Raw genomic sequence first — 25,173 nt, 5'->3', positions numbered from 1 at the left:
ATCAGGCGGGCAGGGCTGTTTGCATATCGGTATTGGCGAAATCCGCGCCTTTGTACAGAAGCGGCAGCGAATGGCTGGCCGCCAGCGCGTAACTGGCACAGTCGCCCATGTTTAGGGCGGCGGTATCACGCCCCTTGCCGAACCGGCGGAACGCATCGGCGGCGTGGGTGGCTTGGTCGGCATCGAAGGGTATGATGCTGATCGAGAATGTCTGGATCAACTGCTGAAGTTTGTGAACTCCGCCGTCGCCCAACCGCCCCGTTGCCACCATGCTGGATTCCAGCAGCGAGACCGCCGACATCATAGAGCTGCTGACCGCCCCCAGACAGGCCGCAAGACGCTCGGCCTCAGCCTCTTGCAGCAGGATGGCCATCAAGGCAGAGCTGTCCACCACGATCATCGCGGCAGGCCGTTCTCATCATAGAGGTCGGCGAACATCACTTCGACGGGGCGCGGGTCCAGAATCGGCAGCTGTTTAACCTCTGCCTGTATCACCCTCACCTGTGCCAGCTTCTCTTCGTAAGAGAGGGGCCACTCCGGTATGGCCTGACGCTGTACCCCACCCGCCACAAACACGGCTCCGGCCTGTTCCAACGCCCGCCGTGTGCGGCGCACGATGTCCGGCGGCACCTTCACCGTTCCACCCACCCCTTCCAGGCGGCGCAGGCTGGGCAGCGGCACCCCGGCGCGTGCGGCCAGGTCCCGCTGCGCGATGCGCAGTAAGGAACGGGCAGCACGGAGCTGCTCGGCGGTCACCGGCTCCGGCGTCTGGGGAAGGATCGTGTCCATATCCCTATGCTAACAGCAGACGGCCTGTCGCTCAATCACACCGCCACCCCATCCACCCGCCGCACCATGCGCCGCGACAGGTACATGAAGGGGGTGTCCAGTATCGACAGCGCCACGCGCAGGCCATAGGTGCCCAGGATATAGGTGTAGAACAGCGCGTCCCAGCCCACAGGCTCGGGGGCGAAGACCACCCAGGCCAGGACGGAGAAGATGACGTTGTCGACCAGCGACGACAGCATGGTGCTGCCATTATTGCGCAGCCAGAGATGGCGGTCGCCGGTGGCGCCCCGGATGCGCTGATAGACCCAGACGTCGAACAGCTGGCTGGTCAAATACGCCGTCATCCCCGCCGCGAACAGGGCGGGGGCGGGGGTAAACAGGGCGGCGATATGGTCCTGCATCGGCAGGGCCCATTGCATGTCAGCGCCCGCCTGCGCCTCTGTCATCGGGCGGTAACCCAGGGTGATGATCATGAACAGGGTGAACAGAAGATAGGCCGCAAAGGACAGGAACACGGCCTTGCGCGCCGCATCGCGTCCGTAATGTTCGGTCAATATGTCGGTGGCCAGATAGGTGGACCCGAATAGGACCGTGCCCATGGCGACCGGATGGTCATAGAAACCGAACTGCACCGCCTTCAACACCTCCACATTCGCCGCGATGACGGCGGTGGCGATGTAGAGGTAAAGGCCTGGCGCCCCGAACAGCCGCACCATGACCAGGATCGTGCCAAAGCAGAACAGGGCCTGGAGCAGCAGCAGCGCCTCTGGCGGCAGGCTGTGCAGGAAGGCGATCAGGTCGGCGGGGGACAAGGACATGGGGGCGGTCCCGAAGGGCGGGCAGATATAAAAGGGAGCACAAACGGCAGCGGCCCCGCGAAACGACCCCTTAACGGGTGTCTCGCGGGGCCGACGATACCGTCAGCAGCGATACTGGAACCGACAGACGCCGATCAGGCGGCGGTCTTGGCGGCCAGGACCTTCTGGATCTGCTTCTTCACCTTGCGGGCATCAACATCCAGCTTGGCATCAGCGATATCCAGCAGAGCGGCGTCCAGGCCACCCTTGTGTTCGATGGTGCGGATGCCGTTGGTCGACAGGCGCAAACGGACCATACGGCCCAGCGCGTCGGACATCAGCGAGGTTTCCTGCAGGTTCGGCAGGAAGCGCCGGCGGGACTTGTTGTTGGCGTGAGAGACGTTATTGCCGGTCTGCACACCCTTGCCGGTCACGGCGCACTTGCGGGACATGAAACACCTATTCTCTTGCTGCTGGCGGCCACGGAACCAGAACCGGGGCGCACCTAAGACGAAAAAGACCTTGCCGGTCAGGGTTTCCCCCAACCAACGAAGCCGCGTTGATAAACGAGGGGTGGCACAGAGTCAAGCCCAAGGGCAGGGGCAGAGATCAGCATTTCCGCCATGCGGCAGCGGCGGTGCCCCCTTTCGCACCGCGACCTTTCCTTATAGGATGGCAATGGTCTTTTCCAGCCTGGACGCCATCTTATGGTCGATACACGCATGAACCCCGCTTCGGCCGGCCCCACGGGCCTGGGCGGCAGCGTTATTGAGGGTGGCGGACGGCGCGGCGTCCTTCCCATCTCCGGTCCTGGTGGGCGGCCCATCCCCATGGGCCGGCCCGGCAACCGCTGGCCCAATGCCAAGGAACTGGCGGCGCTGATCGTCGATGGCATGCTGCGCCTGCCGGCCCGGTACCGCCGGGGCATGTATCTGGATGTGCTGACTTAAAGTTAACATCTTGCCCCGTCTTGCCCTTTACCAGCCCGACATTCCCCAGAATGCCGGCACCCTGATGCGTCTGGGCGCCTGTACCGGTGTCGGTTTGGACATTATCGAACCCTGCGGCTTCATCCTGGATGACAAGCGCATGAAGCGCTCTGTCATGGATTATGCCGACCATGCCGATGTCACCCGCCATGTCAGCTGGGCCGCGTTTCAGGCGCAACGAAGGGGGCGGCTGGTGCTGCTGACCACGCGCGCCGCCGTGCCTTATACGCAGGTCGCCTATCAGCCCGACGATATCCTGCTGCTGGGGCGGGAAAGTGCGGGCGTGCCCGATGATGTGCATGATGCTGCCGACCTGCGCGTGCTGATCCCCATGCGGTCGGGCACCCGTTCGTTGAACGTCGCCATCGCGGCTTCCATGGTGTTGGGCGAAGTGTTAAGGCAGGTTGACACTTCTGACCGTCAAACAATCATTTCCAGCGGGGGCGGGAACGGTTAAACCGTTAAGACCCGAGCCTCTGTCCCCCGGATCCGCCCATGCCGACACCCCTGCCGCCGCCCGACATCCTGGCCGACCGTCAAGCCCAGGCGAAAGCCTGGTTCGAGAGTCTGCGTGACCAGATCTGTGCCGCGTTCGAACGGCTGGAGGATGAACTGGCCGGCGGTCCGCATGCCGGCCTGCCCGCCGGGCGATTCGAGCGCAAGGCGTGGGACCGTCCCAACCATGATGGCGGCGAAGGCGGCGGCGGCGTGATGAGCGTCATGAAGGGCCGGGTGTTTGAGAAGGTGGGTGTGAATGTCTCCACCGTCCACGGCACCTTCTCGCCTGAGTTTCGCGCCTCCATCCCCGGTGCTGGCGGCGACGGGCATTTCTGGGCCAGCGGCATCTCTCTGGTGGCCCATATGCAAAGCCCACTGGTGCCGGCAGTGCATATGAATACGCGCATGCTGGTGACCAGCCAGAACTGGTTCGGCGGCGGTGCCGACCTGACGCCCATGTTCATGGAAGGGCTGCAGACCGAAGAGGACAAGGCCGATTTCCACGCCGCCCTCAAGGGCGCATGCGATGCGCATGGCGATGATTACTATGCCAAGTATAAGGAATGGTGCGACCGCTACTTCTTCCTGCCGCACCGGAACGAGCCGCGCGGCGTGGGCGGCATCTTCTATGATCAGCTGGATACCGGCGATTGGGCGGATGACTTTGCCTTTACCCGCGCCGTGGGGCAGGCCTTTCTGGATGTCTATCCGCGCATCGTGGCGCGCCGCATGCACCAGGAATGGAACGCGGCACAGCGTGATCATCAACTGATCCGCCGGGGCCGCTATGTGGAATTCAACCTGCTGCATGACCGCGGCACCCTGTTCGGGCTGAAAACCGGCGGCAATATCGAGGCGATCCTGATGTCCATGCCACCGGAAGTGAAGTGGCCGTGACCAAATGGACATGATGCTTGAACAAAGGGTTATCGCCGGCCATCCCATCCTGCTGGTCCGGCATGGGCAGACGCATTGGAATGTCGCTGCCCGCTGCCAGGGGCAGATGGATAGCGACCTGACGGAACGGGGCCGCGCGCAGGCCGATCAGGTTGGCGCTATCCTGAAGCGGCTGATGGACGATATCCCCGACTGGCGCGATGTGGTGCGGCTGGTATCCAGCCCGCTGGGCCGCACGCAGGAGACGACGCGCATCATCAACCGCCACCTGGACCTGCCCGTCACGCTGGACGCGCGACTGGCCGAAGTGTCGTTCGGCGATTGGGAGGGCATGACGCGGGCGGAGATTGAGGCGGCAAACCCCTGGCTGGCTGACCATGGCCCCCATGGCTGGCAGTTCCATGCCCCGAACGGGGAGCGGTATGAGGGGGTGCGCGAACGCCTGCTGGGCTTTGTCACCGAGGTTGACCGTCCCACCATCGCCATTTCGCATGGGATGAGCGGCCGTATCCTGCGTGCCCATTATGCCGGTCTGGACCAGGATGCCGCCAGCCGCCTGCCCGTGCCGCAGGACCGCGTTTTTCGCCTGTCGCGTGACGGGGTGGAGGAGTTGGCGTGAGGGCGGAGATCAGACGATCCCCGCCCCCAACCGCCGGATCGCCTCTTCCAGCACCTCATCCCGCTTGCAGAAGCAGAAGCGGACAAGGTGGGTGGGGGCATCCACCTCAAAGAAGGCGCTGATCGGGATGGCGGCCACACCAACCTTTTCCGTCAGATGCTGACAAAAGGCCCGGTCATCCATGGCAATGCCGCTGGCCGCCAGATCGACGGTCAGGAAATAGGTGCCGGCGCACGGCAGCACGACCAGACCCGCCGCCCGCAACCCCGCCGACAGAAGGTCGCGGCGCCGCGCCATGTCCTCGGCCAGCCCAGTGAAATAGGTGTCATCCTTGTTCAGGCCCAGCGCCACCGCATGCTGAAGGTTCGGCGGGGTGGTGAAGGTCAAGAACTGGTGTGCCTTGATGACGGGGGCCAGCAGCGGTGCAGGCCCCGTGATATAACCGACCTTCCACCCGGTCAGGGAAAAGGTCTTGCCGGCCGACCCGATGCGGAGCGTACGTTCACGCATGCCGGGCAGGGTTATCAGCGGGATATGCCGCCGCCCGTCGAACACCAGATGTTCATAAACCTCATCACACAGGGCCATGGCGTCATGGTGGATGACAAAGCGGGATAGCAGGGTCAGTTCGTCCAGGGTCCAGACCTTGCCCGCCGGGTTCTGCGGATTGTTGATAAGGACCAACTTGGTCTTCTCGCCAAACACCGCCTCCAGATCGGCCTCGGTAAAGGTCCAGTCCGGTGCCTTCAGGCTGACGAATCGTGGAATGGCCCCGGCGCGACGGATGATGGGGGCGTAGCTGTCATAGAGCGGCTGAAACAGAACCACCTCGTCCCCCGGCTCCAGCAGGCCGAACAGACAGGCGGCCAGCGCCTCTGTTGCACCGCTGGTCACCAGCGTCTCGGTCGCCCAATCGACCGTCAGATCATAGAAACGGGCATTATGGGCCGCCAGTGCCTGTCGCAGGCCCGGCAGGCCCGGCATGGGCGGATACTGGTTCCAGCCATGGGTCAGATAGCTGGCGGCGGCCTCCACAATATCGGGCGGGCCGTTGCCGTCAGGAAAGCCCTGGCCCAGATTGATGGCCTTATGCTGATCGGCCAGCCGCGACATCACCTCGAATATGGTGGTGCCAAGGGCGGAAAAGGTGCTGTTGCCGGGCTTCATCATCATGTCCCTATCAGGGGATGGGGGCGTAGCCCTTGGCCCAGAGCGCGAATTGCCCGTCGCGGATCACCTGGGTGCCGACAAAACCGGCCTCATCCATCGCCTTCTTGAGGCTGTTCTGCACAAAGCCGGTACGGTGGGCCATATACAGGTTCCCCTGTGCCATGGGCAGGCGCCAGCCAAAGATCATATCGATGGGGGCGATGGGACCGGCGGGCGACAGATAGGCCGGTTCCTCCATCTTGCCCTGGGCCACCAGTTCGGCCACCTGCTGCAGGTCGGGCAGGGTGATCAGGGCGAAGGCGCCGGGCTTCAGCACCCGCCGGAATTCCGACAGCGCCACCGGCACCTCATGGGGATAAAGATGTTCAACATTGTGGGAAGACCAGACAGCATCCACCGATGCTGACGCGATGCCGTTCATATCGGTGATACTGCCGATAATATCGGGTGCCACATTAGGGTCGATATCGTACCGCAACTCACGCCATTCGCGCGGCGCGAAGAACTGCTCCGGCAGTTTGGCGGGGTCGGCGACACCGCATCCGACATGCAGCACCACAGGCAATTCATCGGTCATCGCCACTGCACCCTTTCCACCCATCCGCCCATCCGGATGCGGCAAAGGTAGAGAATGACGGGGGCTTTTGGCGATGAAAATCGGTGCCGGTCAGTTGTTGAGCAGGGCCGCCTGCTCCTCCAGCCCGTAATTGCGCATGATGGCCGACAACCGGCCATTCTCCCGCAGGCGGCGCGTCCCCTCCGCCATGATGCGGGCCAGTTCGGCGGAACGCGGGTCGCTCAGCGAGAAGCCGACAAACAGGTCGGCATCATCCTTCAGAGATTGGGTCAGGACCTGCTGCTGTATCCCCATGCGCCGGACCTGCCAGCGCAGGACGTTGTGATCATCCAGCAGCATGTCGATGCGCCCCGCCGTCAGCATGCGCAGCCCCTGCACCAGATGTGAATAGCCAAACCCGCTCAAAACGACAATTCGGTCCGGGTTCTGGATATTCTTATCAACATACTCCTGTAAGGTGCCGCCATAATCGTAATCCTTGATCACGCCCAGGCGGAACCGCTCAAAATCCTCCGGCTTGGTGAAGGCGAAGCTCTGTGTGCGGGCCATGACGACGGCGTTGGCGGAATTGCCCTGCGCCAGTGCCGGCAGTCGCACGGCACCATCCATGTCCGATGCCATGCCCGGAAGGGCGGTGGCCGTGCCATCCTTGGCCATGCGCTTCATCATCGCGAAATTGACGACGCGATACTCAACCTTTAAGCCAAGCCCTTCAAATATCTCACGAGTCAGATCGACCATATAGCCCTCCCGCCCATCCGCATCGGGATCGCAGGCATAGGGACACCAGGGGTCGGACGCGATGATGATGGGGCGTTCCCGTTCCGCCGGTGTCAGGTCGCGGGCACGCGTGTCACCCGTCCCGGCCAACAGGGCCAGGAGTGCGGCAAGGACCGGCAAGGGGTGCACAAGGTGCTTAAAGGGAAAGCGCATGGAGGCAGAATATACGCTGCTCCGTGCCCCAAATCACGCGATGACTTCATGGGTATGAAATAAAGATGACGCGAAAACGGCCGCAGGATTCCCTTAAGGGCGTCCAGCGGCCGTTTCGTGCAACAGGATTACTCTGCCGCCTGCGCCACCACGGCCTGTGGCACCGGCTTCACCCAGCGCAGCACCGGCTTGCGGGCGGCCTGGGTTTCGTCCAGCCGCTTGCGCGGGGTCAGACGGGGGGCGGCCTGGAAATGCGCCAGATCGCCGGCAATGGCCTTTTCCGCCAGGTGCCGCATGGTCCCGATGAACTGATCCAGGGTCCGCTTGCTCTCCGTCTCCGTCGGCTCGATCAGCAGGGCACCATGGACGACCAGGGGGAAATACATGGTCATCGGGTGGTACCCCTCGTCGATCATCGCCTTGGCGAAGTCCAGCGGCGTGACGCCCGTGCCCTTCAGAAAGCGATCATCGAACAGGGCTTCGTGCATGCACGGGCCCTCGAATGATGCCGACATGACATCCTTCAGGCTGGCCAGCACATAGTTGGCGTTCAGGACAGCATCGGACGCCACCTGACGCAGGCCATCGGCCCCGTGCGACAGCATATAGGACAGCGCCCGCACAAACATGCCCATCTGTCCGTGGAAGCCCTTCAGGCGGCCAAACGGCGTGGCCTCGCCGGCATCCTTGGCATGTTCGACCAGCGTGAACCCATCCTTGCCATGCACCACGAAGGGCAGGGGCGCGAACGGGGCCAGCGCATCGGACAGGACCACCGGGCCGGAACCCGGACCGCCACCGCCATGCGGGGTGGAGAAGGTCTTGTGCAGGTTGATATGCATGGCGTCCACGCCCAGGTCGGCGGGGCGCACGCGCCCGACGATGGCGTTGTAATTCGCCCCGTCGCAGTAGAAATAGCCGCCCGCCGCATGCACCGCGTCAGCGATTTCCCGGATCTGCGGTTCGAACAGGCCGCAGGTATTGGGGTTGGTCAGCATGATGCAGGCGACATCATCGCCCAGCTTGGCCTTCACGGCCTCCACGCTGACGCGGCCATTCTCTTCCGCCGGGATCGTATCGACGGTGAAACCACAGAAAGCAGCCGTGGCTGGGTTGGTGCCATGGGCAGACTCGGGCACCAGCACACGGCGGCGATGGCTTTCGCCGCGCGCATCCAGGGCCGCATGGATGGCCATGAGGCCGCACAGCTCGCCATGGGCACCGGCCCCCGGCGACATGGCGACGGCCGGCATCCCGGTCAGCGTCTTCAGCCAGTAGGCCAGCTGATCGATCAGTTCCAGCGCACCCTGCACCGTTTCAACCGGCTGCATCGGGTGGATGTCGCCGAAGCCGGGCAGACGGGCCATCTTCTCGTTCAGGCGCGGGTTATGCTTCATAGTGCACGAACCCAGCGGGTACATGGTCGTGTCGATGGCAAAGTTCTTTTGGCTCAGGCGCGTGTAATGGCGCACCACGTCGGGTTCGGCCAGCTGCGGCAGGCCGACACCGGCGCGGGCCGACAGGCCGCCCAGGCGCGTCTTCACGGTCACCGGCTCCGGCAAGTCCACGCCCACGGCGCCCGGATTGTCCATTTCGAAGATCAGCGCTTCTTCCTGCTGCAGCGCCTTGTTGCCGGTGAAGGTGACAACGTCGCCCGTGACGGACACGGAATGGGGGGTGCTGTCGCGACCCTGATTGTTCATGGCCATCAGAGAACCTCCTCCAGGCCGCGCACCAGCGCGTCCATATCTTCCACGCTGTTGATCTCCGTCGCGGCGACCAGCAGCAGATCGTCCAGCCCTTCCACATCCGGGTACAGACGGCTGACCGGCACGCCGGCCAGAATGTCCTTGGCCGCCAGCTTGGACACGACCTTGGCCGCCTTCTTGGGCAGCTTCACCGTAAATTCGTTGAAGAACCCATCATTGACGACGCTGACGCCCTTCACGGCGGACAGCTTGTCAGCCAGCGTCACGGCATTGGCATGATTGATGCGGGCCAGTTGCACCAGACCCTGTTCGCCCAAGAGCGACAGGTGGATGGTGAAGGCCAGCGCGCACAGGCCGGAGTTCGTGCAGATGTTCGACGTCGCCTTTTCGCGACGGATATGCTGCTCACGGGTGGAAAGCGTCAGCACGAAACCGCGCTTGCCATCGGCATCCACCGTCTGACCGCACAGGCGGCCCGGCATCTGGCGCACATACTTGTCACGGGTGGCGAACAGGCCGACATAAGGCCCGCCGAAATTCAGGCCGTTACCGATGGACTGGCCTTCGCACACCACGATGTCGGCGCCCATGGAACCCGGCGACGGCAGCAGCCCCAGCGACACAACCTCCGTCACCACCACGATGACCATCACGCCCTTGGCGTGGGCGGCATCGCACAGGGCCGTGAAGTCTCGCAGATGGCCGAACAGCGAGGGCGTCTGAACCACGACGCAGGCGGTTTCGGCATCCAGCAGAGCGGACAGGTCTTCGGCATTCTTCCAGTCGGGCGCCTGGGCGCGGATATCCATGCCCATGATGCCGCAGGTGGTTTCCACCACTTCGCGGTAATGCGGGTGCAAGCCGCCGGACAGGATGACCTTGTTACGCTTATTGACGCGCGCGGCCATCAGGACGGCCTCCGCCGTACCCGTCGCCCCGTCATACATGGAGGCGTTGGCCACATCCATGCCGGTCAGCAGCGCCACCTGCGTCTGGAATTCGAACAGATATTGCAGCGTGCCCTGCGTCACTTCCGGCTGGTACGGCGTGTAGCTGGTCAGGAACTCGCCCCGCAGCAGGATCTGGTCGACTGAGGCGGGGACATGGTGCTTGTACGCACCCGCCCCCACAAAGAACGGTACGGACGAGGCCGTGACATTCTTCGCGGCCAGACGCGACAGGTGGCGTTCCACCTCCAACTCGCCCTTATGGTCGGGCAGGCCGGCGATCTTGCCCGGCAGCTTGGCATGGTCGGGAACATCGCGGAACAGGGCATCCACACTGTCCACCCCGATGGTGGCCAGCATGGATGAACGGTCGGCATCGGTCAGCGGCAGGTAACGCATCACAGCCCCTCGGTGAAGGACTTGTAGGCGTCCTCGTCCATCAGCGCCTCAAACTGCGCCATGTCCTTGATCGACATCTTGAAGAACCAGCCGTCACCTTCCGGGGCGGTGTTCACCAGCGAGGGATCGTCACCCAGGGCGGCATTGCCTTCGATGACTGTGCCATCGACGGGGGCGTAGATCTCAGAGGCGGCCTTCACCGATTCGACCACGGCTGCGTCCTTGCCCTGTTCCAGCACCTTGCCGGCGTCCGGCACCTCGACAAACACCACATCGCCCAGCGCATTCTGGGCATAATCGGTGATGCCGACGGTGGCGACGCCGCCGTCCAGCTTGATCCACTCATGGTCCTTGGTGAAACGGATGGTCATGGGTCGGTCTTTCGTTTGGGGGTAACGTGGGAAAGGGCTTCAGCCCTTGAAATAACGATGCGGTGCAAAGGGCAGGGCGGCGACCTTGGCCGGCATTGCCTTGCCGCGCACGATCAGTTGGACATCCGTGCCGACGGCGGCGAAGCCGGTATCGACATAGCCCATGGCGACGGGGCCGCCGGCGGTGGGGCCGAAGCCGCCGCTGGTGATTTCCCCGATGCGGTTGCCGGAGAGATCCTGGATTTCGGTATGTTCACGCGCCGGGGCCTTGCCTTCCGGCTGGATGCCCACGCGGCGGCGGGCGGGGCCGCCGGCCAGTTGCGCCTGCACGACGCCAGCACCGGGGAAGCCGCCATCGGTCCGCCGTCGCTTGGAGATGGTCCAGTTCAATGCGGCTTCAATCGGGCTGGTGCTGGTGTCGATGTCATGGCCGTAAAGGCAAAGCCCGGCCTCCAGACGCAGCGAATCGCGCGCGCCCAGGCCGATGGCCTCCACCCCGTCCTGCGCCAAGATCAGGCGGGCCAGCTTCTCGGCATCCGCCGCACCCACGCTGATCTCATACCCGTCTTCACCGGTATAGCCGGACCGGCTGATCTGCACCGGAATGCCGTCAATCATTGCGGCCCGCGCGCTCATGAAGCCCATATCGGCGGCTTCGGGCAGCAGGCGGGCCATGACAGCGGCTGCTTCCGGACCTTGCAGGGCCAGCAGGCCCGCATCATCGCCCAGATAGTCGATGGTGATGTCGCCCGGCAGATTGGCCTTGAGATGGGCCAGGTCTTCGGTCTTGCAGCCGGCATTGATCACCACATACAGGTGATCCTCAAACCGTGTGACCATCAGGTCATCCAGGATGCCGGCATTATCGTTGGTGAACATGGTGTAGCGGATGCGACCCGGCGCCAAGGCGGCGATATCGCCGGGCACCAGCGCTTCCAGCGCCTTGATCACGCTGTCGATATCCGCGCCGCGCAGGCGGACCTGCCCCATATGGGACACATCGAACAGGCCGGCGCGGGCGCGCGTATGCAGATGTTCCTTCAGCACGCCCAGCGGATACTGGACCGGCATGTCATAGCCGGCGAACGGCACCATTTTGGCGCCCCGTTCCACATGCAGATCATAAAGCGGCGTACGCAGCAGGCTGGTGTCACCCAAGGCGGGGCACTCCCATCAGGACAGGTTTCACCCGTCACGGGGATCGTCCCCGCGGCGGTTGCCCCCCTCTGTCCTGGCCCCTGAGAGATTCGCGGCGCCATTCGGCGTCCACTTACTCCGTCGGTGGGCTGTCGGCCCGGTATACTCCGAGCCCGCCTGCTTTCCAGATGTGCCTACCCTTCGCGGTCCTTTTGCCTGAGAGTTTCCGGGGGCGGTTGCTCCTTCGGCGCCGTTGGCCTGTTTCCAGGTTACCGGTCTCTCCCGCATGGGGTCGTCGGCTGATCGGCGCCAAACTACGCTTTGCGGCGGCGCTGTCAATGCAAACTCGTGCAGGGCAACGCCGCGCGGGGGGATGCCCCGCGCGATGGGCTTACCGGCCTTCGTTGCTGTTCCGGTTGGCCGCCACCTGCTCGGGTGTCAGCTGGAACCCGACCAGCACCTCAAACCAGCGGGCATCCATGGTCTTCGGCACGGGGATCACCTGGGTCAGGGTCTCCTGCGTGTCGCTGCCGACCGTCACGCTGGTGGTGAAGGTCTTCTTGGACAGGATGTTGCGGTTCGGGTCGGTGACGGCCACGAAATAGGTGACGGGGATGGTGCCGCCCGCCGCACCCTCATTGGCCCGCGCCGTGATCATCACATTGGCGGCGATGGTGACGGACGTGTCGTCATAGCCGCAATTGGCCAGGATGCCCGACAGGATGGCCACGCCCTGATCGGTGCGCAGGGTCCCGGCATCGCGCAGCACGCCGACATTGGGACAGCCGGCGACCATGGCGTCATTTTCGGCGCATCCGGCCAGGGCCAGCATACCCATGCCGGCAAGCGCGGCCAGGGTCATGCGGCGGGCAGCTTTCCTGTTGGTCGGAACCGGGCTATGGTTGGGCCGGGTGGTCATCATGGGGCTGGTCATCAAACGTCCGTTCACTTCCATTCACCGGGACATGAATGGGCGGCGACCATGTCAATTGAATGGCACCTTCCCACACGCCGGGTTGCGACAATATAGGTGGGCACCCAGCCGCGCAAGCGTGGCACCCGGCACTGACACGTATCGACAGGGACACCCCCATCATCATGTCCGACATTATCGCCCCCTCCGCCCCGCTTCCGCCCCTGCATGTGCTGCTGGCGGCCCCGCGTGGCTTCTGTGCCGGGGTGGACCGGGCCATCCAGATCGTGGAAACGGCGCTGAAGAAATTCGGCGCCCCCGTCTATGTCCGGCATGAGATCGTGCATAACCGCTTCGTGGTGGAAAGCCTGGAGGCGAAGGGAGCGGTGTTCGTTAAGGAGCTGGACGAGGTGCCGGACGACCGGCCCGTCGTCTTCTCCGCCCATGGCGTGCCCAAGGCCATCCCCGCCGAGGCGCAGCGCCGCAACATGATCTATGTGGATGCCACCTGTCCGCTCGTCTCCAAGGTGCATCGCGAGGCCGAGCATCATCATGAGGCCGGGCGCACCGTCCTGCTGATCGGCCATGCCGGCCATCCGGAGGTGGTGGGTACCATCGGCCAGCTGCCGTCAGGCGCGGTGAAGCTGGTGGAAACGGTGGAGGATGTGGCGGGCCTGGTGGTCGATGACCCCGATAATCTGGCCTTTGCCACCCAGACCACCCTTTCGGTGGATGATACCGGCGCCATCGTGGACGCCCTGCGTGACCGCTTCCCCAGCATTTCCGGGCCGAAGCGGGAGGATATCTGCTACGCCACCACCAACCGGCAGGGCGCGGTGAAGGCCATCGCCCCGCGCGCCGATGCGCTGCTGGTGCTGGGCGCACCCAATTCCTCCAACTCCGTGCGGCTGGTGGAGGTGGCGCGCGCCCATGGCTGCACCCGCGCCATGCTGGTGCAGCGCGCGGCCCAGATCGACTGGGACCGCCTGTCCAAGGTCCGCACCCTGGGCATCACGGCGGGCGCGTCCGCCCCGGAGGTACTGGTGGATGAGGTGCTGGCAGCATTGCGGGAACGGTTCGCAGTGACCGTGGAGGAGGTGGTGACCGCCACGGAGAATGTGATCTTCAAGCTGCCGAGGATTCTGGCGGCGGAATGAGCGGGAAACTTCCCCTCTCTGTCTTCATCATCGCCCTGAACGAGGCCGACCGCATTGGCCCCGTCATCCTGTCCGTGCGCGACTGGGTGGATGAGGTGTTGGTGGTGGATAGCGGCAGCAGCGATGGCACGCCGGAACTGGCCCGGTCGCTGTGGGCCACGGTCATCCACAACGATTGGCCCGGTTATGGCCCCCAAAAACGCTTTGCCGAGGAACAGTGCCGGCATGACTGGCTGCTGAACCTTGATGCGGATGAGGTGCCGGAACCCGCACTGGAGCCGGCGGTGCGCGCACTGTTCGCGGCTGGGCAGCCGGCGTTGCAGGGCTATCGCATCCGCACCGTTATGACCCTGGCCGGACAGAAGCGGCCCCATCGGTTCGCCCCACGGCACAATTACATCCGCCTCTATGACCGCCGCCATGGCCGTTTTGCCGACAGCGCCACCCATGATGCCGTGGAAATGCACAGCGGTCGGGTCGGCGCCCTGTCGCCGATCATCGCGCATTATTCCATCCGCCATCATGGCGACCTGATCGCCAAGCTGAACCGCTATTCCACGGCGCAGGCGGAAGAGATCGTGGCGCGGGGCAAGGGCCGGCGGTATGGGGCCTTCCGGGCCATGACGGAATTTCCCGTCAATCTGGTCCGGTATTTCTTCCTCAAGGGCTATTGGGTGTTCGGCCTCTATGGCCTGGAACTGGCCGCCATCATCGCCTTCTTTCGGTTTGCGCGTATCGCGAAGGTGCGAGAAATTTTGCGCCGCCCCTCTTGAAGGCCTGAAAGCCCATCCTAAATCTGCGACCATCCGGGCCCCTCTGGCAGCCAAGGCGTTGGCTGCGATGTCGGATAGAACCCTCGTCGCTGACGCAAGCACTCGGCTGATCTACTGGAGGCACTCCCATGGAGTTTCTCGCCACGATCATGCTTGAGCCGGTTCTGGGCAAGGCCCTCTGGCTCTGGCTGGTATTTATTTCTATCGTTATTGCTCTTCTGGTCTTCGACCTGGGCGTGCTCAACAAGAACGACCACGAAATCGGCGTGCGCGAAAGCCTCGTGCTCTCCGCGCTGTATATCGCCATCGCGGCTGCCTTCGGCGGCTGGGTGTGGTGGTATCTGGGCCCGACGCCGGGCATGCAGTATTTCACGGGCTTTGCGCTGGAAAAGGCGCTGGCCATGGATAACGTCTTCGTTATCTCGCTGATCTTCGGCTATTTCGCCATCCCGCGCCTTTATCAGCACCGGGTGCTGTTCTGGGGTATCCTGGGCGTCATCGTGTTGCGCGGCATCATGATCGGTCTGGGTGCGGCCCTGGTCACGGAATTCGACTGGCTGCTCTATATCTTCGGCGGCTTCCTGATCCTGACCGGCGTGAAGATGCTGTTTATGGGGGACAAGGAACCCTCCATGGATGACAATGCCATGGTCCGCTTCCTGCGCCGCCGCATGCGCGTCACGGATGAACTGCACGGCAACGCCTTCTTCGTGAAGAAGCCGGACCCCAAGACGGGCAAGGTGGTGCGCTGGGCCACGCCCTTGTTCCTGGCGCTACTGATGGTCGAGTTTGCCGACATCGTGTTCGCGGTGGACAGCGTTCCTGCCATCTTCGCGATCACGACCGACCCGTTCATCGTCTATACCAGCAACATCTTCGCCATCCTGGGTCTGCGCGCGCTCTACTTCGCGCTGGCCGCCATGGTTCACCGCTTCCACTATCTGAAATACGCACTGGCCGTGGTGCTGGTGTTCATCGGTGGCAAGATTTTCTGGAACCAGATTTACGGCAAGCTGGACCCCGCCATTTCGCTGTCCGTAACCTTCGGTCTGCTGGCGGTGGGCGTACTCTACTCGCTGTACAAGACGCGCGGCCAGTCGGTTGAAAAACAGGCCTGATCGGCAAGCGTAAAGTAGAAACAGACCGGGGCGGGTATCAAAACCCGCCCCGGTTTTATTTTTACACCATCTCCGTCACCAGCTTGCCCAGCAACACGCCAGCAAAACTGTTCAGGTCTTTGGCTGTGCGTACGAACGAACCACGGCCCGCGATGACATTTTCCGCGAAATAGCCTTCCAGCCAGTCATACTCGTTCAGGATGGCCAGACCATTGACGGTGACATTGGCCCCGGCAGCATATCCACGGGCCGAACGCGGATCGACACCGGCATTGCTGAACCCGTTCGACACGATATCCAGCGTCCGCTTCTCTGTTCTGTAAGGGGCGGCATCCAACAGGGCCACGGCCTGCACCACGGCACTGCCCAGCGCCGTCGACCCGCCCATGAACACGCCGGGCGCGGCGTCGATGGTGGCGGCAAAGTCCTCGCAGTCCCGCCCGGATTTCAGGACCCGCCAGGGCACGAGGGTCGTCAGCGTCTCCGGCCCCGCGAACTGCGCCAGCATTACTGCAATGCCGTTGCCACTTGACCTGGATATGGCTTCCTCCACGGCCTTGTGACGGAAGGCGGCGGCATGGCCGCGCAACTGGAAATCCAGCAGACCCTGGTCGATACTGGCCGATGCGTCGATGGCCAGGACCAAGGCCGCATCCACGGCTGGCGCGGCGGTGGCGGCGAGCCCCGGCATGGCCGGCAGGGCCGCAAGACCCGCCAGCAGGGAGCGGCGCGAAACAGGTTTCATCTGCGGGTTCAGGGCCTCCGCCCCCTTTATGTCAGGCCCCCTTGGCCAGGGCGTGACGCAATATCTTCAGCATGACGGTGGGCAGCGCCTCATCCCCTAGCGCGTCGGGCGCCACCCAGATCAGGTCCGGCACACCGCAGGCCTCGGCTGCCCGGCCCGCCGCCACCGTAATTTCGAACTCGAAATGGGTGAAAGTATGACGGACGATACCGGGCAGGGGCCTCCAGTCGATGCCGCTCAGCGGCTCATGCCGGCGCGAGACTGCCAGGGTCGGTGCCGGGGCCGCTTCCCACGGCGTGGTCGGCACCTCCATCATACCGCCCAGCAGCCCTTTCTCCGGGCGGCGGCGCAGGGCCACATGCCCGCGTGCATCGGTCAGGACGAAGGCCAGCGCCCGGCGGGTGGGCTTGGCGGCCTTGGCCGTCTTGGCGGGCAGGTCATCGGCGATGCCCTGCTTGCGGGCTTCACAGAACGCTGTCCAGGGGCACAGGATGCAGCGCGGCTTGCGCGGGGTACAGATGGTAGCGCCCAGGTCGAACAGGGCCTGGGTGTAATCGCCGGACCGCCGGGCAGGCACCAGGGATGCTGCATGGGCGCGTAGGATGGGCTTTGACCCCGGCAGCGGATCGGTGACCGCATGCAGCCGCGCCATCACCCGCTCGACATTGCCATCCATGGCGGTTGCGGGCTTATCGAACGCGATGGCCAGGATGGCGGCTGCCGTATAGGCACCGATACCGGGCAGAGACAGCAACCCCTCTTCGGTATCGGGAAAGCGCCCGCCATGCTGGCCAGCCACCGCCACGGCGCATTTATGCAGGTTGCGGGCGCGGGCATAGTAACCAAGCCCCGCCCAGGCGCGCAGCACATCATCCAGATCAGCGGCGGCAAGGTCGGTGACGCTGGGCCAGCGGTCCAGGAAATTCTGGAAATACGGCCCGACGGTTGCCACCGTCGTCTGCTGCAACATGATCTCTGACAGCCAGACACGATAGGGATCGGCCACCTCTCCCGGCGCGAACCGCCAGGGCAGGACACGGGCGTGCCGGTCATACCAGTCCAGCAGCAGGCCGGGCAGGCCACCAGACTGGTCAGCGCCCGCCTGATCTGCTTTGATACCGGTCTTCGGTAATGAACGGACAGCCATGAACAGCCCCAGTGGTTTCGGCCCGCAACGCCTTGGACGTACATTGAATGCCGTCGCCGGCAAGGCCCTGGGCAAGGACGGCATGGCCTTTGGCGCGCTTCTGACCGACTGGGCCGCCATTGTCGGCGGCCGTCTGGCCGAACAGACATCGCCCCTGAAGCTGGCTTTCCCCGCCGGGCGGCGGGAGAATGCCGTGCTGCATGTCCGGGTGTCCAGTGCGGCGGCCCTGCTGGTCCAGCATGAAGAGCCGCAGATCCTGGAACGGATCAATTCCTTCATGGGCTACCGCGCGGTGGCGCGGCTGAAACTTGTGCATGCAGGTCCGGTGCTGCCGCAGAAAAACTATGCGATGAAGCCCGTGAAACGCCTCGACCCCGTGAAGGAACGGGAACTGACGATGACGGTCGAACCCATCGAGAATGAAGAACTGCGCGCCGTTCTAGAACGGCTGGGCCGGGCGGTGGTGGGGTAGGGAATGCGCGACCTGTCCCCAGATGAAATGTCGATTGTTCTGAGGCTTGCCGACAGCCTGCCTGAACCCGCCCGTTCCCGTCTGATTTCGGATGCGGCGGCAGCGCGTGTCGTGGAGGAGCGTGCAGATGGCGAATGCCTTATATTCAGCATATCAGGTTATCAGCGGCCCCCTTACAGGGGGCAGGAACTTTATCCTGCTGAGGGGCGTATCATTGATGCAGATGGCGCCGAGATAGATGTTCTTCTGTATATGGATGCTCAAGATCGGCTGCTGGAGTTGGAATATATCCGCTGGGGTGATGGGCCGATCCTTACGTCCTGTCTGGCTGAGCGCATGGTTGTGCGTACTGTCTCCGCAGAGGACAGATTGGCATCAATGATGTGATCGCGAACGTCCCCACCATCCGCATCGCGGCCTGACAACAAAACGCCCCGGCACCAAATGGCACCGGGGCGTTTTTACCTAAACCAACCCGCTAAACCCTTACGAGGCCAGTGCGTCCTCGGCGTCCAGGACGGTAGCGACGGCGTGGATCACGGCCGCGATGCGCACGACATCCTGCACATTCTCCTTGGTCGCACCCTTCTGGATCACTTCATGCTCATGCGCGTCGATGCACATGCCGCAGCCATTGACGGCGCTGGCGGCCAGCGACCACAGCTCGAAATCGACCTTGGATGCGCCGGGATTGGCGATGATGTTCATGCGCAGACGCGCCGGCATCTTGGAATATTCCTTGTTATCCGCCAGATGCACGAAGCGATAATAGATGTTGTTCATGCCCATGATGGCACCGGCGGCCTTGGCAGCCGTCAGGTTCTGGGCGTCCAGATGGGCGGCGGCATCGGCCACGATGGCCTTCGTCACTTCCGCATTGCGGCTGGCATAGGCGGCGGCAATGGCCGTGCCCCAGGCCTGCAGCGGCGAGAGCGATGAGGTGGTCAGGACCGAGCCCAGGTTCAGCTTCAGATCCTTGGCATAGTCGGGCAGGCGCGACTTCAGCGCGTCGATGGACATGGTTTCATCTCCCGTCGAGAGTGGACATGACGTCGGGCGCGGCGCGGGGTGGCCGATGCGCGGGACGGTCGGTTTTGAAAAAGGTGCCGGCGCCCGCCAGCGGGGGCAGCCTGGATCACCGGGGCGGCATGCCGCCGGAATAGGGCCCCTTCGCCCGGGAGTTGGGGGGAGGGCGAAGGGGTAAATGGGCGCCCCGGAAGATCGGGGGGATCAGGGCGCCCATCCGTCAGAGATCAGCGATCAGGAGATCAGCCGACCTTCAGGACGTCCTCGCCCTTCTGCCAGTTGCAGGGGCACAGTTCGTCGGTCTGCAGGGCGTCCAGCGTGCGCAGCACTTCCTGCACATTGCGGCCGACCGACAGGTCATGCACGGAGGCAAAGCGGATGATGCCTTCCGGATCGACGATGAAGGTGGCGCGGAGGGCAACGCCCTCGTTCTTGTCCAGGACGCCCAGACCGGCGGACAGCTCGCGCTTCACGTCGGCCAGCATCGGGAACGGCAGGTCCTTCAGGTCGGCGTGGTTCTGGCGCCAGGCCAGGTGCACGAACTCGGTGTCGATGGAGGCGCCCAGCACCTGGGCGTCGCGATCGGCGAAGTCACCGTTCAGCTTGCCGAAGGCGGCGATCTCGGTCGGGCACACGAAGGTGAAATCCTTCGGCCAGAAGAACACGACCAGCCACTTGCCCTTGTAGGTGTCGTTGTTGATCGTCGTGAAGGCCGACTTGATGTCGGTGGAAACGGTGGCCTTCAGGTCGAAAGCGGGGAACTTGTCGCCAACGGTCAGCATGATAAACAACTCCGTTTTTTGGGTTGGTTTGTGATGCGGTGCCAAAGTCAGGCCCCTGCCGATACAGCTATCGGCTTGAGGCGTCGCTGATATGAGTGCATTGCGGTGCAAAATCCAATCGCATCTTCCGACTGCCGTCATAGGATGAACCAATGAACCCGGCGAACATCACCCTTCGGCAGTTGCGTTATCTGGTGGCCCTGGCCGACACGCTTCATTTCGGGCGTGCCGCATCGGCCTGCCATGTGTCGCAGCCTTCCTTGTCCGCGCAGATACAGCAGCTGGAAGAAATGCTGGGGGCTGCCCTGGTGGAACGGACCAAGCATCGCGTGCTGCTGACCCCGGCGGGCGAGGATGCGGTGGAACGGGCGCGGGTGATCCTGGGCCAGGTGGACGATTTGTCACAGGCCGTCCGCGCCTCTGGCCGACCCTTGTCGGGTGCCCTGCGCCTGGGCGTGATCCCGACCAGCGGCCCTTATCTGTTGCCGCGCGTTCTGCCGGACCTGCGCGCCGCCTACCCGGACTTGAAGCTTTACCTGCGCGAGGATCTGACCGAGCGGTTGCTGGACCGGCTGCGGGCGGGTGACCTGGACATGGCGCTGCTGGCCCTGCCGGTGACGGAGCCGGGGGTGGAACTGCTGCCGCTCTACACCGAACCCTTCCTGGTCGCCATGCCGCGCGGCCACCGCCTGGACAATGCCGAAACGGTGGAGGAGGGGGAGTTGAAGGACGAGACCCTGCTGCTGCTGGAAGACGGCCATTGCTTCCGTGATCAGGCGCTGGATGTCTGCGCCTTGTCGGGGGCGGCGGCGGGCGATGGGTTTGCCGCCACCTCGCTGGCAACCCTGGTGGAGATGGTGGCGGGCGGTCTGGGCCTGACCCTGCTGCCCGCCCTTGCTGCCCCTTCGCTGGCCGCCAATGACCAGATCGGCCTGCGCCGATTCGCCGATCCCGCGCCTACACGCACCATGGCCCTGGTCTGGCGCCGGGGCAGCCCGCGCAGCGGCGACATCCGGCGGCTGGCCGACCTGATTATCAAGCATCTGCCGGACGGCGCGCAGCCGGTGCGATAAACCGGGGCTTGCCGCCGCGCGCGACTGTGCCCATTCTATGGTGATTGTTCCCGGTAACGGGGACGAAACCTGCCCGGAAGCGACGCGTGACCATCGACCGGTTACTTGTCCTGTTGCTCAGCCTGTCCCTCCTGCTGCTGGCCCCGCCGGCGGCAGCCGATAGTGCTGTCCAGCTTCCGGCACCGGTTGTCCTGGCCGAACAGAAGGGGTCCGACCCGGCGCCCGACCCTGTCAGTCCTGACGATCCCGGCCTTTTCCTGTTAAGTGCCGCGCCAGAGGCACCGTTGCCCACGGGCACTGATGATGCCGGTGGGCATGACGGTCTGGCCCTGCCGGCCCTGTCCAGCCTGCCGCGCCTCGCCGCCGCAGATCCAGAGATGACGCCCGCCGGACTTTCCGGCGCAGGGCAGGCCTGTGCCCATCCCTGGTCTACCGGTCCGCCGCGCCTGACCGCGTCAGCCTGTCTTTAAACGGGCTTTCTTTGCCTATTCTTCCGAAACAACTTAAATCCATTCATTTCAATGAATGGAAATGCATTTATTTTGCCTATTTTAAGTATTCGTGAATGTAGATTCTTCCAAATATTGAAAATAATGTTTGACAGTTTAGTTTCTGTGGTCGATATCTGTTGCGTCCTGTCATCATTCATGCAGGATCCAACTGCCAAGACTTGAAAACCCGCCCTTGTCCTTACAGGGGCGGGCTTTTTTGTTCCCCATCGCCAGCTGTCGCCCCCCTGTGTTAGAACGGCGGCAGTGAAGAGGTGGGGGTATTTATCAATGGACATGTTTTTTGAAGTGTCGTTCTGGAACGCGCTTTGGCAGGTGATCCTGATCGACATCGTGCTGGCCGGCGACAATGCCATTGTCGTGGGTCTGGCCGCCGCGGGCGTGGCAGCGCAACAGCGGGCCAAGGTCATCTTCTGGGGCATCGCCGCCGCCGTCGTGCTGCGCATCATCTTCGCCCTGCTGACCACACAGCTGCTGGCCATCGTTGGCCTCACCCTGGCGGGCGGTATCCTGCTGCTCTGGGTCTGCTGGAAGATGTGGCGTGAGATTCGCCAGCATAATCAGGAAACACTGGGCGCCGAGGTCGCGGACGAGGCCGTGAACCCCGGCGATGCCAATCCCGGCGCCGAGGCTCTGCCGTCGGAAGGCACCAAGACGGTGCGTCAGGCCATTGTGCAGATCGTCATCGCCGACGTGTCCATGTCGCTGGACAATGTGCTGGCGGTTGCCGGTGCCGCGCATGAACATCCCGAAGTGTTGATCCTGGGTCTGGCCCTGTCGGTGGCCTTCATGGGTGCTGCCGCGACCGCCATTGCCAAGTTGCTCTCGCGCTTCCACTGGATCGCCTATGTCGGTCTGGCCGTGATCTTCTATGTCGCCATCAAGATGATCATCGATGGCAGCGAACAGGTGCTGCCGCTGGTCCAGGGCTATATGGGCTGATCGGCCTTCCGTAATACCAACGGTCAAAATTATGACCGTTGGTACGGCGGTGACGACCGCGGCGCCGCCCATGCGGCGTAGCCAAGGGCGCAGATGCGCCCGCCGGCGACTGAGGGGCATGAAATCTTGACCATCGGTTATGATTTCATGCCGCTGGTATAACGAAAAACCCCGCTTCTGCCGGCTGGCGGAAGCGGGGTTTTGCTTTTTGCGCGGTTTGCGGATCATGCCGCGCGCAGTTGCTGAAGAAAATCGTCGATGGCCGTGCGCAGCTTGTGGGCATCGTCGTCCAGGGCGTCGGCGGTGGCCTTCACCTGTGTGGCGGCGCTGCCGACATCGCCGGCGGCATCGGTGACGGCATCAATCGTGTCCACCACCTCCCGCGTGCCACGGGCCGCATCGGCGGCGCTGTGGGCGATTTCACGGGTCGCGGCGTTCTGCTGCGACACGGCTGACAAGATATCCTGGGACACATCACCGATTTCCCGGATCGTGGTGCCGATCCGCTGCATCGCGGCCACGCCCTGATGGGTGCTGGACTGGATTGCGGCGATCTGCGTGCGGATATCCTCCGTGGCGCGGGCCGTCTGACCGGCCAGGGTCTTCACCTCTGACGCCACCACGGCAAAGCCGCGTCCCGCCTCACCGGCCCGCGCCGCCTCGATCGTGGCGTTCAGGGCCAGAAGGTTGGTCTGGGCCGCAATGCTGTTGATCATATCCACGACCTGACCGATATGCGTTGCCGCTTCGGCCAGATCGGACATGGAGCGGCCGGTTTCATCGGCCTCCTGACGGGCGCGGCCCGCGATATGGGCCGACTGCCCGACCTGACGGTCAACCTCCGCCACGCTGGCAGCCAGTTCTTCTGCGGCGGCGGCCACCGTCTCCACATCGCCCGTGGCGCGGTTGGCGGAGCTGGCCACATGGCCGGACTTCGCCCCCGTGCCCTCTGCCGCGCGGCGCATGGCGTCGGCGGCACCCAGCATTTCGTGCGAAGCGGAGGAGACGCGGGTGGCCAGCGCACGGACATTGGCCTCAAACCGGTCGGCCAGCCGCGCCTGGGCCGTGACGATGGTCCAGGTCAGCATCGGCCCGACATAGCGGCCATGGCCATCGCGGACGGCGGCGATACGGATATCCACCCGCTCATTGCCGATATCGATCTGGCCACGCCAGGGCAGGTTCTCGGGCCGGGTGATGACCTGACCGATCTCGCCCGTCTCAGTTTGGAAGATATTGAGGTGTCGGCCCATCGGGTTGGCCCCACCCGCAGGCAGCACGGATGCCAGACCCTCCGCCGCTGCCAGGGTGGCGCGGTTGGCATAGGTGACGGCAAAGCCGTTGGCGGCATCGGCCAGCATGACATTCAACGGCATGTCATCGACCATCTGCTTCAGGCGGAACGCCTCCACCACCGACAGGCGCAGGCTGCTGGCTGCGCGCTGCATGCGGCCAATCTCATCCCGGCGGCCCGTCGCATCGGGCGGCAGGACATCCGTCTCCCCCGCTGCCAGCTGTTCCAGAAGGTCGGACAGGGAATGCAGGGGCCGCGACGCCCAGACCCGGATCATGACCAGGGCGAGCAGGGCCAGAACCAGCGTGATGCCGGCGGATGTCAGCAGCAATGACCGCTTCAGCTCCGCCACCTGCGCCATATAGGGGGCCTTCTCGACACCCGTATACAGCACGCCGATAATCTTCCCGCCCGCGTCCTTGATCGGGTCATAGGCCGTCAGATAGGTGACGCCCAGGATATCGGCCTCACCACGAAAGCTGCGGCCACCGCCTACCACAGCCTCATAGGCGGGATTGCGGGCCAGATTGGTGCCGACGGCGCGGCTGCCATCGGGCTTCTTCACGTTGGTGGCGATGCGTACCGCCTCTGCCCCATCCAGAACGAAGATGGTGGCGGTACTGCCGGCAATCCTGCTGATCGTATCGACAGGCCCGAAATTGTCGTTCAGCAGCGTGTTGCCCGCGTAAAGCTGCTTGCCTTCGCGCCGGAAGGGGGCACCCACACTGTCCAGAACCTGCCACGCCACCCGCATGGACAGGTCCTGCTGTTCGCCGGCCTGAAGCCTTGCATAGCTTTCAACCAGCCGGTCGCTGACCAGAACCAGACCGGTTGCCAGCAGCAGCAAGGACAAGGTGGTCAGGCCGACGATGCGGGCCGACAGTGAGATATTGGTGAGACGATGAAATAAAGCGCCCATGTCGGCACCCCTTGCGGTCCGGCTGAAAACGATTGCGACAGTGCTGATTGTTTCAGCCCTTATCGCAGTTGCTTCGTTAACCAAACCTTTAAGGCGCGTAGCTTTAGGCTGCGCTGGCCGCAGCCCTATCCCTCACCACATGCAAATGCATGTTAGCGTTCACTGATATTGTAGGCCAATGGGTTAGGTGACCCTACACCAGCTTCTTCTCCGGCGGCCCCCAATGGTGGCAGGCGACCTTGTGGCCCGGCGCTTTCTCTTCCAGGACGGGCACATCGCTGGCGCAGATGTCCGTGGCCTTGGGGCAGCGGGTGCGAAAGACGCAGCCGGACGGCGGCTTCATCGGGCTGGGCAGGTCGCCGCCCAGGACGATGCGTTCCTTGTTCTTCTCGATATCCGGGTCCGGCACCGGTACTGCGGAGATCAGGGCCTGCGTATAGGGGTGCAGGGGGGCGGCATAGATGGCGTCTC

At 63.8% G+C, this 25,173-nt stretch carries 30 protein-coding genes and 2 riboswitches; of the genes, 12 read left to right on the top strand and 18 right to left on the bottom strand.

Annotation, left to right across the window (positions count from 1 at the left end; all coding sequences use genetic code 11):
• Position 1 precedes the first annotated feature (1 nt).
• The 4 genes from ACT6Q8_RS11850 to rpmB all read right to left on the bottom strand — a co-directional run bounded on the left by ACT6Q8_RS11850 (position 2) and on the right by rpmB (position 2,038).
• A complete protein-coding gene (locus tag ACT6Q8_RS11850; RefSeq protein WP_444732889.1) occupies positions 2 to 400 on the bottom strand; it encodes a type II toxin-antitoxin system VapC family toxin in 399 nt (132 codons plus the stop codon).
• Positions 397 to 789 carry a hypothetical protein gene (locus ACT6Q8_RS11845; protein ID WP_444732890.1) on the bottom strand — a complete coding sequence of 131 codons (393 nt, stop codon included), beginning with the start codon at positions 787 to 789 and terminating at the stop codon, positions 397 to 399. The genes ACT6Q8_RS11850 and ACT6Q8_RS11845 overlap by 4 nt, the downstream gene beginning before the upstream one ends.
• 35 nt (positions 790 to 824) lie before the next feature.
• Positions 825 to 1,607, bottom strand: coding sequence for a queuosine precursor transporter (locus tag ACT6Q8_RS11840; protein ID WP_444732891.1), 783 nt, complete (start codon positions 1,605 to 1,607; stop codon positions 825 to 827).
• 134 nt (positions 1,608 to 1,741) lie between these two features.
• Positions 1,742 to 2,038, bottom strand: coding sequence for a 50S ribosomal protein L28 (rpmB, locus tag ACT6Q8_RS11835; protein ID WP_054166970.1), 297 nt, complete (start codon positions 2,036 to 2,038; stop codon positions 1,742 to 1,744).
• A gap of 270 nt (positions 2,039 to 2,308) precedes the next feature.
• Here rpmB and ACT6Q8_RS11830 point away from each other — a divergent pair, with 270 nt between their 5' ends.
• The 4 genes from ACT6Q8_RS11830 to ACT6Q8_RS11815 are packed head-to-tail and all read left to right on the top strand — an operon-like array spanning position 2,309 to position 4,589.
• Positions 2,309 to 2,536 (top strand): hypothetical protein, encoded by a 228-nt coding sequence (locus ACT6Q8_RS11830; RefSeq protein WP_444732892.1) that lies wholly within the window; start codon positions 2,309 to 2,311, stop codon positions 2,534 to 2,536.
• Positions 2,537 to 2,546: 10 nt separating this feature from the next.
• Positions 2,547 to 3,032, top strand: a complete 486-nt coding sequence (locus ACT6Q8_RS11825) for a tRNA (cytidine(34)-2'-O)-methyltransferase (protein ID WP_444732893.1) — start codon at positions 2,547 to 2,549, stop codon at positions 3,030 to 3,032.
• Between the two features lie 38 nt (positions 3,033 to 3,070).
• Positions 3,071 to 3,970, top strand: coding sequence for an oxygen-dependent coproporphyrinogen oxidase (gene hemF, locus ACT6Q8_RS11820; RefSeq protein ID WP_444732894.1), 900 nt, complete (start codon positions 3,071 to 3,073; stop codon positions 3,968 to 3,970).
• 10 nt (positions 3,971 to 3,980) lie between these two features.
• Complete coding sequence (locus ACT6Q8_RS11815) at positions 3,981 to 4,589, top strand: histidine phosphatase family protein (RefSeq protein ID WP_444732895.1); 609 nt, start codon at positions 3,981 to 3,983, stop codon at positions 4,587 to 4,589.
• Positions 4,590 to 4,598: 9 nt separating this feature from the next.
• Here ACT6Q8_RS11815 and ACT6Q8_RS11810 read toward each other — a convergent pair whose 3' ends face one another.
• The 8 genes from ACT6Q8_RS11810 to ACT6Q8_RS11775 all read right to left on the bottom strand — a co-directional run bounded on the left by ACT6Q8_RS11810 (position 4,599) and on the right by ACT6Q8_RS11775 (position 12,766).
• Positions 4,599 to 5,756, bottom strand: coding sequence for an aminotransferase (locus tag ACT6Q8_RS11810; protein WP_444732913.1), 1,158 nt, complete (start codon positions 5,754 to 5,756; stop codon positions 4,599 to 4,601).
• 13 nt (positions 5,757 to 5,769) lie between these two features.
• Positions 5,770 to 6,336 carry a class I SAM-dependent methyltransferase gene (locus ACT6Q8_RS11805; protein WP_156344473.1) on the bottom strand — a complete coding sequence of 189 codons (567 nt, stop codon included), beginning with the start codon at positions 6,334 to 6,336 and terminating at the stop codon, positions 5,770 to 5,772.
• A gap of 90 nt (positions 6,337 to 6,426) precedes the next feature.
• Positions 6,427 to 7,236 carry a substrate-binding periplasmic protein gene (locus tag ACT6Q8_RS11800; protein ID WP_054166820.1) on the bottom strand — a complete coding sequence of 270 codons (810 nt, stop codon included), beginning with the start codon at positions 7,234 to 7,236 and terminating at the stop codon, positions 6,427 to 6,429.
• Positions 7,237 to 7,397: 161 nt separating this feature from the next.
• The gene (gcvPB, locus tag ACT6Q8_RS11795) at positions 7,398 to 8,972 is read right to left on the bottom strand and encodes an aminomethyl-transferring glycine dehydrogenase subunit GcvPB (protein WP_444732914.1); all 1,575 of its coding nucleotides are present in this window, start codon (positions 8,970 to 8,972) and stop codon (positions 7,398 to 7,400) included.
• A gap of 5 nt (positions 8,973 to 8,977) precedes the next feature.
• Entirely contained in the window at positions 8,978 to 10,324 is a 1,347-nt protein-coding gene (gene gcvPA / locus ACT6Q8_RS11790; RefSeq protein ID WP_054166818.1) for an aminomethyl-transferring glycine dehydrogenase subunit GcvPA, read from the bottom strand.
• Positions 10,324 to 10,695 carry a glycine cleavage system protein GcvH gene (gene gcvH / locus ACT6Q8_RS11785; protein WP_444732896.1) on the bottom strand — a complete coding sequence of 124 codons (372 nt, stop codon included), beginning with the start codon at positions 10,693 to 10,695 and terminating at the stop codon, positions 10,324 to 10,326. Before gcvH ends, gcvPA begins: the two co-directional genes overlap by 1 nt.
• A gap of 39 nt (positions 10,696 to 10,734) precedes the next feature.
• The gene (gene gcvT / locus ACT6Q8_RS11780; protein WP_444732897.1) at positions 10,735 to 11,853 is read right to left on the bottom strand and encodes a glycine cleavage system aminomethyltransferase GcvT; all 1,119 of its coding nucleotides are present in this window, start codon (positions 11,851 to 11,853) and stop codon (positions 10,735 to 10,737) included.
• Positions 11,854 to 11,911: 58 nt separating this feature from the next.
• Positions 11,912 to 12,026: riboswitch (glycine riboswitch) on the bottom strand.
• Positions 12,027 to 12,127: riboswitch (glycine riboswitch) on the bottom strand. It abuts the riboswitch before it with no gap.
• Positions 12,128 to 12,223: 96 nt separating this feature from the next.
• Entirely contained in the window at positions 12,224 to 12,766 is a 543-nt protein-coding gene (locus ACT6Q8_RS11775) for a hypothetical protein (protein ID WP_444732898.1), read from the bottom strand.
• 164 nt (positions 12,767 to 12,930) lie between these two features.
• Here ACT6Q8_RS11775 and ispH point away from each other — a divergent pair, with 164 nt between their 5' ends.
• The 3 genes from ispH to ACT6Q8_RS11760 all read left to right on the top strand — a co-directional run bounded on the left by ispH (position 12,931) and on the right by ACT6Q8_RS11760 (position 15,793).
• Positions 12,931 to 13,902 carry a 4-hydroxy-3-methylbut-2-enyl diphosphate reductase gene (gene ispH, locus ACT6Q8_RS11770; protein ID WP_444732899.1) on the top strand — a complete coding sequence of 324 codons (972 nt, stop codon included), beginning with the start codon at positions 12,931 to 12,933 and terminating at the stop codon, positions 13,900 to 13,902.
• A complete protein-coding gene (locus tag ACT6Q8_RS11765; protein ID WP_444732900.1) occupies positions 13,899 to 14,675 on the top strand; it encodes a glycosyltransferase family 2 protein in 777 nt (258 codons plus the stop codon). Before ispH ends, ACT6Q8_RS11765 begins: the two co-directional genes overlap by 4 nt.
• 128 nt (positions 14,676 to 14,803) lie before the next feature.
• The gene (locus tag ACT6Q8_RS11760; RefSeq protein ID WP_444732901.1) at positions 14,804 to 15,793 is read left to right on the top strand and encodes a TerC family protein; all 990 of its coding nucleotides are present in this window, start codon (positions 14,804 to 14,806) and stop codon (positions 15,791 to 15,793) included.
• A 61-nt stretch (positions 15,794 to 15,854) separates the two neighbouring features.
• Here the strand turns inward: ACT6Q8_RS11760 and ACT6Q8_RS11755 are convergent, their stop codons facing one another.
• Positions 15,855 to 16,538 (bottom strand): DUF1194 domain-containing protein, encoded by a 684-nt coding sequence (locus ACT6Q8_RS11755; RefSeq protein ID WP_444732902.1) that lies wholly within the window; start codon positions 16,536 to 16,538, stop codon positions 15,855 to 15,857.
• 31 nt (positions 16,539 to 16,569) lie between these two features.
• The gene (gene mutY / locus ACT6Q8_RS11750; protein ID WP_444732903.1) at positions 16,570 to 17,685 is read right to left on the bottom strand and encodes an A/G-specific adenine glycosylase; all 1,116 of its coding nucleotides are present in this window, start codon (positions 17,683 to 17,685) and stop codon (positions 16,570 to 16,572) included.
• Here mutY and ACT6Q8_RS11745 point away from each other — a divergent pair.
• Together ACT6Q8_RS11745 and ACT6Q8_RS11740 are read left to right on the top strand one after the other, a co-directional pair.
• On the top strand, positions 17,684 to 18,157 hold the full coding sequence (locus ACT6Q8_RS11745) for a DUF721 domain-containing protein (RefSeq protein WP_444732904.1): 474 nt from the start codon (positions 17,684 to 17,686) through the stop codon (positions 18,155 to 18,157). The genes mutY and ACT6Q8_RS11745 overlap by 2 nt on opposite strands.
• A 3-nt stretch (positions 18,158 to 18,160) precedes the next feature.
• Entirely contained in the window at positions 18,161 to 18,544 is a 384-nt protein-coding gene (locus ACT6Q8_RS11740; RefSeq protein ID WP_444732905.1) for a DUF6984 family protein, read from the top strand.
• A gap of 99 nt (positions 18,545 to 18,643) precedes the next feature.
• Here the strand turns inward: ACT6Q8_RS11740 and ACT6Q8_RS11735 are convergent, their stop codons facing one another.
• Together ACT6Q8_RS11735 and ACT6Q8_RS11730 are read right to left on the bottom strand one after the other, a co-directional pair.
• A complete protein-coding gene (locus ACT6Q8_RS11735) occupies positions 18,644 to 19,177 on the bottom strand; it encodes a carboxymuconolactone decarboxylase family protein (protein WP_102112110.1) in 534 nt (177 codons plus the stop codon).
• 248 nt (positions 19,178 to 19,425) lie between these two features.
• Positions 19,426 to 19,965 carry a peroxiredoxin gene (locus ACT6Q8_RS11730; protein ID WP_094454183.1) on the bottom strand — a complete coding sequence of 180 codons (540 nt, stop codon included), beginning with the start codon at positions 19,963 to 19,965 and terminating at the stop codon, positions 19,426 to 19,428.
• Positions 19,966 to 20,117: 152 nt separating this feature from the next.
• Between ACT6Q8_RS11730 and ACT6Q8_RS11725 the strand changes: the two genes are divergently transcribed.
• The 3 genes from ACT6Q8_RS11725 to ACT6Q8_RS11715 all read left to right on the top strand — a co-directional run bounded on the left by ACT6Q8_RS11725 (position 20,118) and on the right by ACT6Q8_RS11715 (position 22,489).
• Positions 20,118 to 21,038: a LysR substrate-binding domain-containing protein gene (locus tag ACT6Q8_RS11725; protein WP_444732906.1), complete on the top strand. Its 921-nt coding sequence runs from the start codon at positions 20,118 to 20,120 to the stop codon at positions 21,036 to 21,038.
• Between the two features lie 86 nt (positions 21,039 to 21,124).
• Complete coding sequence (locus ACT6Q8_RS11720) at positions 21,125 to 21,508, top strand: hypothetical protein (protein ID WP_444732907.1); 384 nt, start codon at positions 21,125 to 21,127, stop codon at positions 21,506 to 21,508.
• Positions 21,509 to 21,817: 309 nt separating this feature from the next.
• The gene (locus ACT6Q8_RS11715; RefSeq protein WP_054166805.1) at positions 21,818 to 22,489 is read left to right on the top strand and encodes a TerC family protein; all 672 of its coding nucleotides are present in this window, start codon (positions 21,818 to 21,820) and stop codon (positions 22,487 to 22,489) included.
• Positions 22,490 to 22,713: 224 nt separating this feature from the next.
• On the opposite strand, the gene ACT6Q8_RS11710 is transcribed toward ACT6Q8_RS11715, so the two are convergent.
• Positions 22,714 to 24,702 (bottom strand): Cache 3/Cache 2 fusion domain-containing protein, encoded by a 1,989-nt coding sequence (locus tag ACT6Q8_RS11710; RefSeq protein ID WP_054166804.1) that lies wholly within the window; start codon positions 24,700 to 24,702, stop codon positions 22,714 to 22,716.
• 193 nt (positions 24,703 to 24,895) lie between these two features.
• On the bottom strand, positions 24,896 to 25,173 hold a 278-nt coding region (locus ACT6Q8_RS11705; RefSeq protein WP_444739382.1), incomplete at its 5' end, for an oligopeptide/dipeptide ABC transporter ATP-binding protein.

Origin of the sequence: Niveispirillum sp., assembly GCF_052437035.1 — a bacterium.
Classification (GTDB): domain Bacteria; phylum Pseudomonadota; class Alphaproteobacteria; order Azospirillales; family Azospirillaceae; genus Niveispirillum.
This window is presented reverse-complemented; position numbering and strand designations above follow the sequence as displayed.

Coding starts and splice junctions, on each gene's coding strand:
- ACT6Q8_RS11815 (WP_444732895.1), top strand. CDS start 3,981: ATGATGCTTGAACAAAGGGTTATCGCCGGCCATCCCATCCTGCTGGTC.
- ispH (WP_444732899.1), top strand. CDS start 12,931: ATGTCCGACATTATCGCCCCCTCCGCCCCGCTTCCGCCCCTGCATGTG.
- ACT6Q8_RS11830 (WP_444732892.1), top strand. CDS start 2,309: ATGAACCCCGCTTCGGCCGGCCCCACGGGCCTGGGCGGCAGCGTTATT.
- ACT6Q8_RS11810 (WP_444732913.1), bottom strand. CDS start 5,756: ATGAAGCCCGGCAACAGCACCTTTTCCGCCCTTGGCACCACCATATTC.
- ACT6Q8_RS11840 (WP_444732891.1), bottom strand. CDS start 1,607: ATGTCCTTGTCCCCCGCCGACCTGATCGCCTTCCTGCACAGCCTGCCG.
- ACT6Q8_RS11740 (WP_444732905.1), top strand. CDS start 18,161: ATGCGCGACCTGTCCCCAGATGAAATGTCGATTGTTCTGAGGCTTGCC.
- ACT6Q8_RS11850 (WP_444732889.1), bottom strand. CDS start 400: ATGATCGTGGTGGACAGCTCTGCCTTGATGGCCATCCTGCTGCAAGAG.
- gcvPB (WP_444732914.1), bottom strand. CDS start 8,972: ATGAACAATCAGGGTCGCGACAGCACCCCCCATTCCGTGTCCGTCACG.
- mutY (WP_444732903.1), bottom strand. CDS start 17,685: ATGGCTGTCCGTTCATTACCGAAGACCGGTATCAAAGCAGATCAGGCG.
- ACT6Q8_RS11730 (WP_094454183.1), bottom strand. CDS start 19,965: ATGCTGACCGTTGGCGACAAGTTCCCCGCTTTCGACCTGAAGGCCACC.
- ACT6Q8_RS11735 (WP_102112110.1), bottom strand. CDS start 19,177: ATGTCCATCGACGCGCTGAAGTCGCGCCTGCCCGACTATGCCAAGGAT.
- ACT6Q8_RS11725 (WP_444732906.1), top strand. CDS start 20,118: ATGAACCCGGCGAACATCACCCTTCGGCAGTTGCGTTATCTGGTGGCC.
- hemF (WP_444732894.1), top strand. CDS start 3,071: ATGCCGACACCCCTGCCGCCGCCCGACATCCTGGCCGACCGTCAAGCC.
- gcvPA (WP_054166818.1), bottom strand. CDS start 10,324: ATGCGTTACCTGCCGCTGACCGATGCCGACCGTTCATCCATGCTGGCC.
- ACT6Q8_RS11710 (WP_054166804.1), bottom strand. CDS start 24,702: ATGGGCGCTTTATTTCATCGTCTCACCAATATCTCACTGTCGGCCCGC.
- ACT6Q8_RS11745 (WP_444732904.1), top strand. CDS start 17,684: ATGAACAGCCCCAGTGGTTTCGGCCCGCAACGCCTTGGACGTACATTG.
- ACT6Q8_RS11805 (WP_156344473.1), bottom strand. CDS start 6,336: ATGACCGATGAATTGCCTGTGGTGCTGCATGTCGGATGCGGTGTCGCC.
- ACT6Q8_RS11845 (WP_444732890.1), bottom strand. CDS start 789: ATGGACACGATCCTTCCCCAGACGCCGGAGCCGGTGACCGCCGAGCAG.
- gcvH (WP_444732896.1), bottom strand. CDS start 10,695: ATGACCATCCGTTTCACCAAGGACCATGAGTGGATCAAGCTGGACGGC.
- ACT6Q8_RS11760 (WP_444732901.1), top strand. CDS start 14,804: ATGGAGTTTCTCGCCACGATCATGCTTGAGCCGGTTCTGGGCAAGGCC.
- ACT6Q8_RS11715 (WP_054166805.1), top strand. CDS start 21,818: ATGGACATGTTTTTTGAAGTGTCGTTCTGGAACGCGCTTTGGCAGGTG.
- rpmB (WP_054166970.1), bottom strand. CDS start 2,038: ATGTCCCGCAAGTGCGCCGTGACCGGCAAGGGTGTGCAGACCGGCAAT.
- ACT6Q8_RS11775 (WP_444732898.1), bottom strand. CDS start 12,766: ATGACCAGCCCCATGATGACCACCCGGCCCAACCATAGCCCGGTTCCG.
- ACT6Q8_RS11755 (WP_444732902.1), bottom strand. CDS start 16,538: ATGAAACCTGTTTCGCGCCGCTCCCTGCTGGCGGGTCTTGCGGCCCTG.
- ACT6Q8_RS11765 (WP_444732900.1), top strand. CDS start 13,899: ATGAGCGGGAAACTTCCCCTCTCTGTCTTCATCATCGCCCTGAACGAG.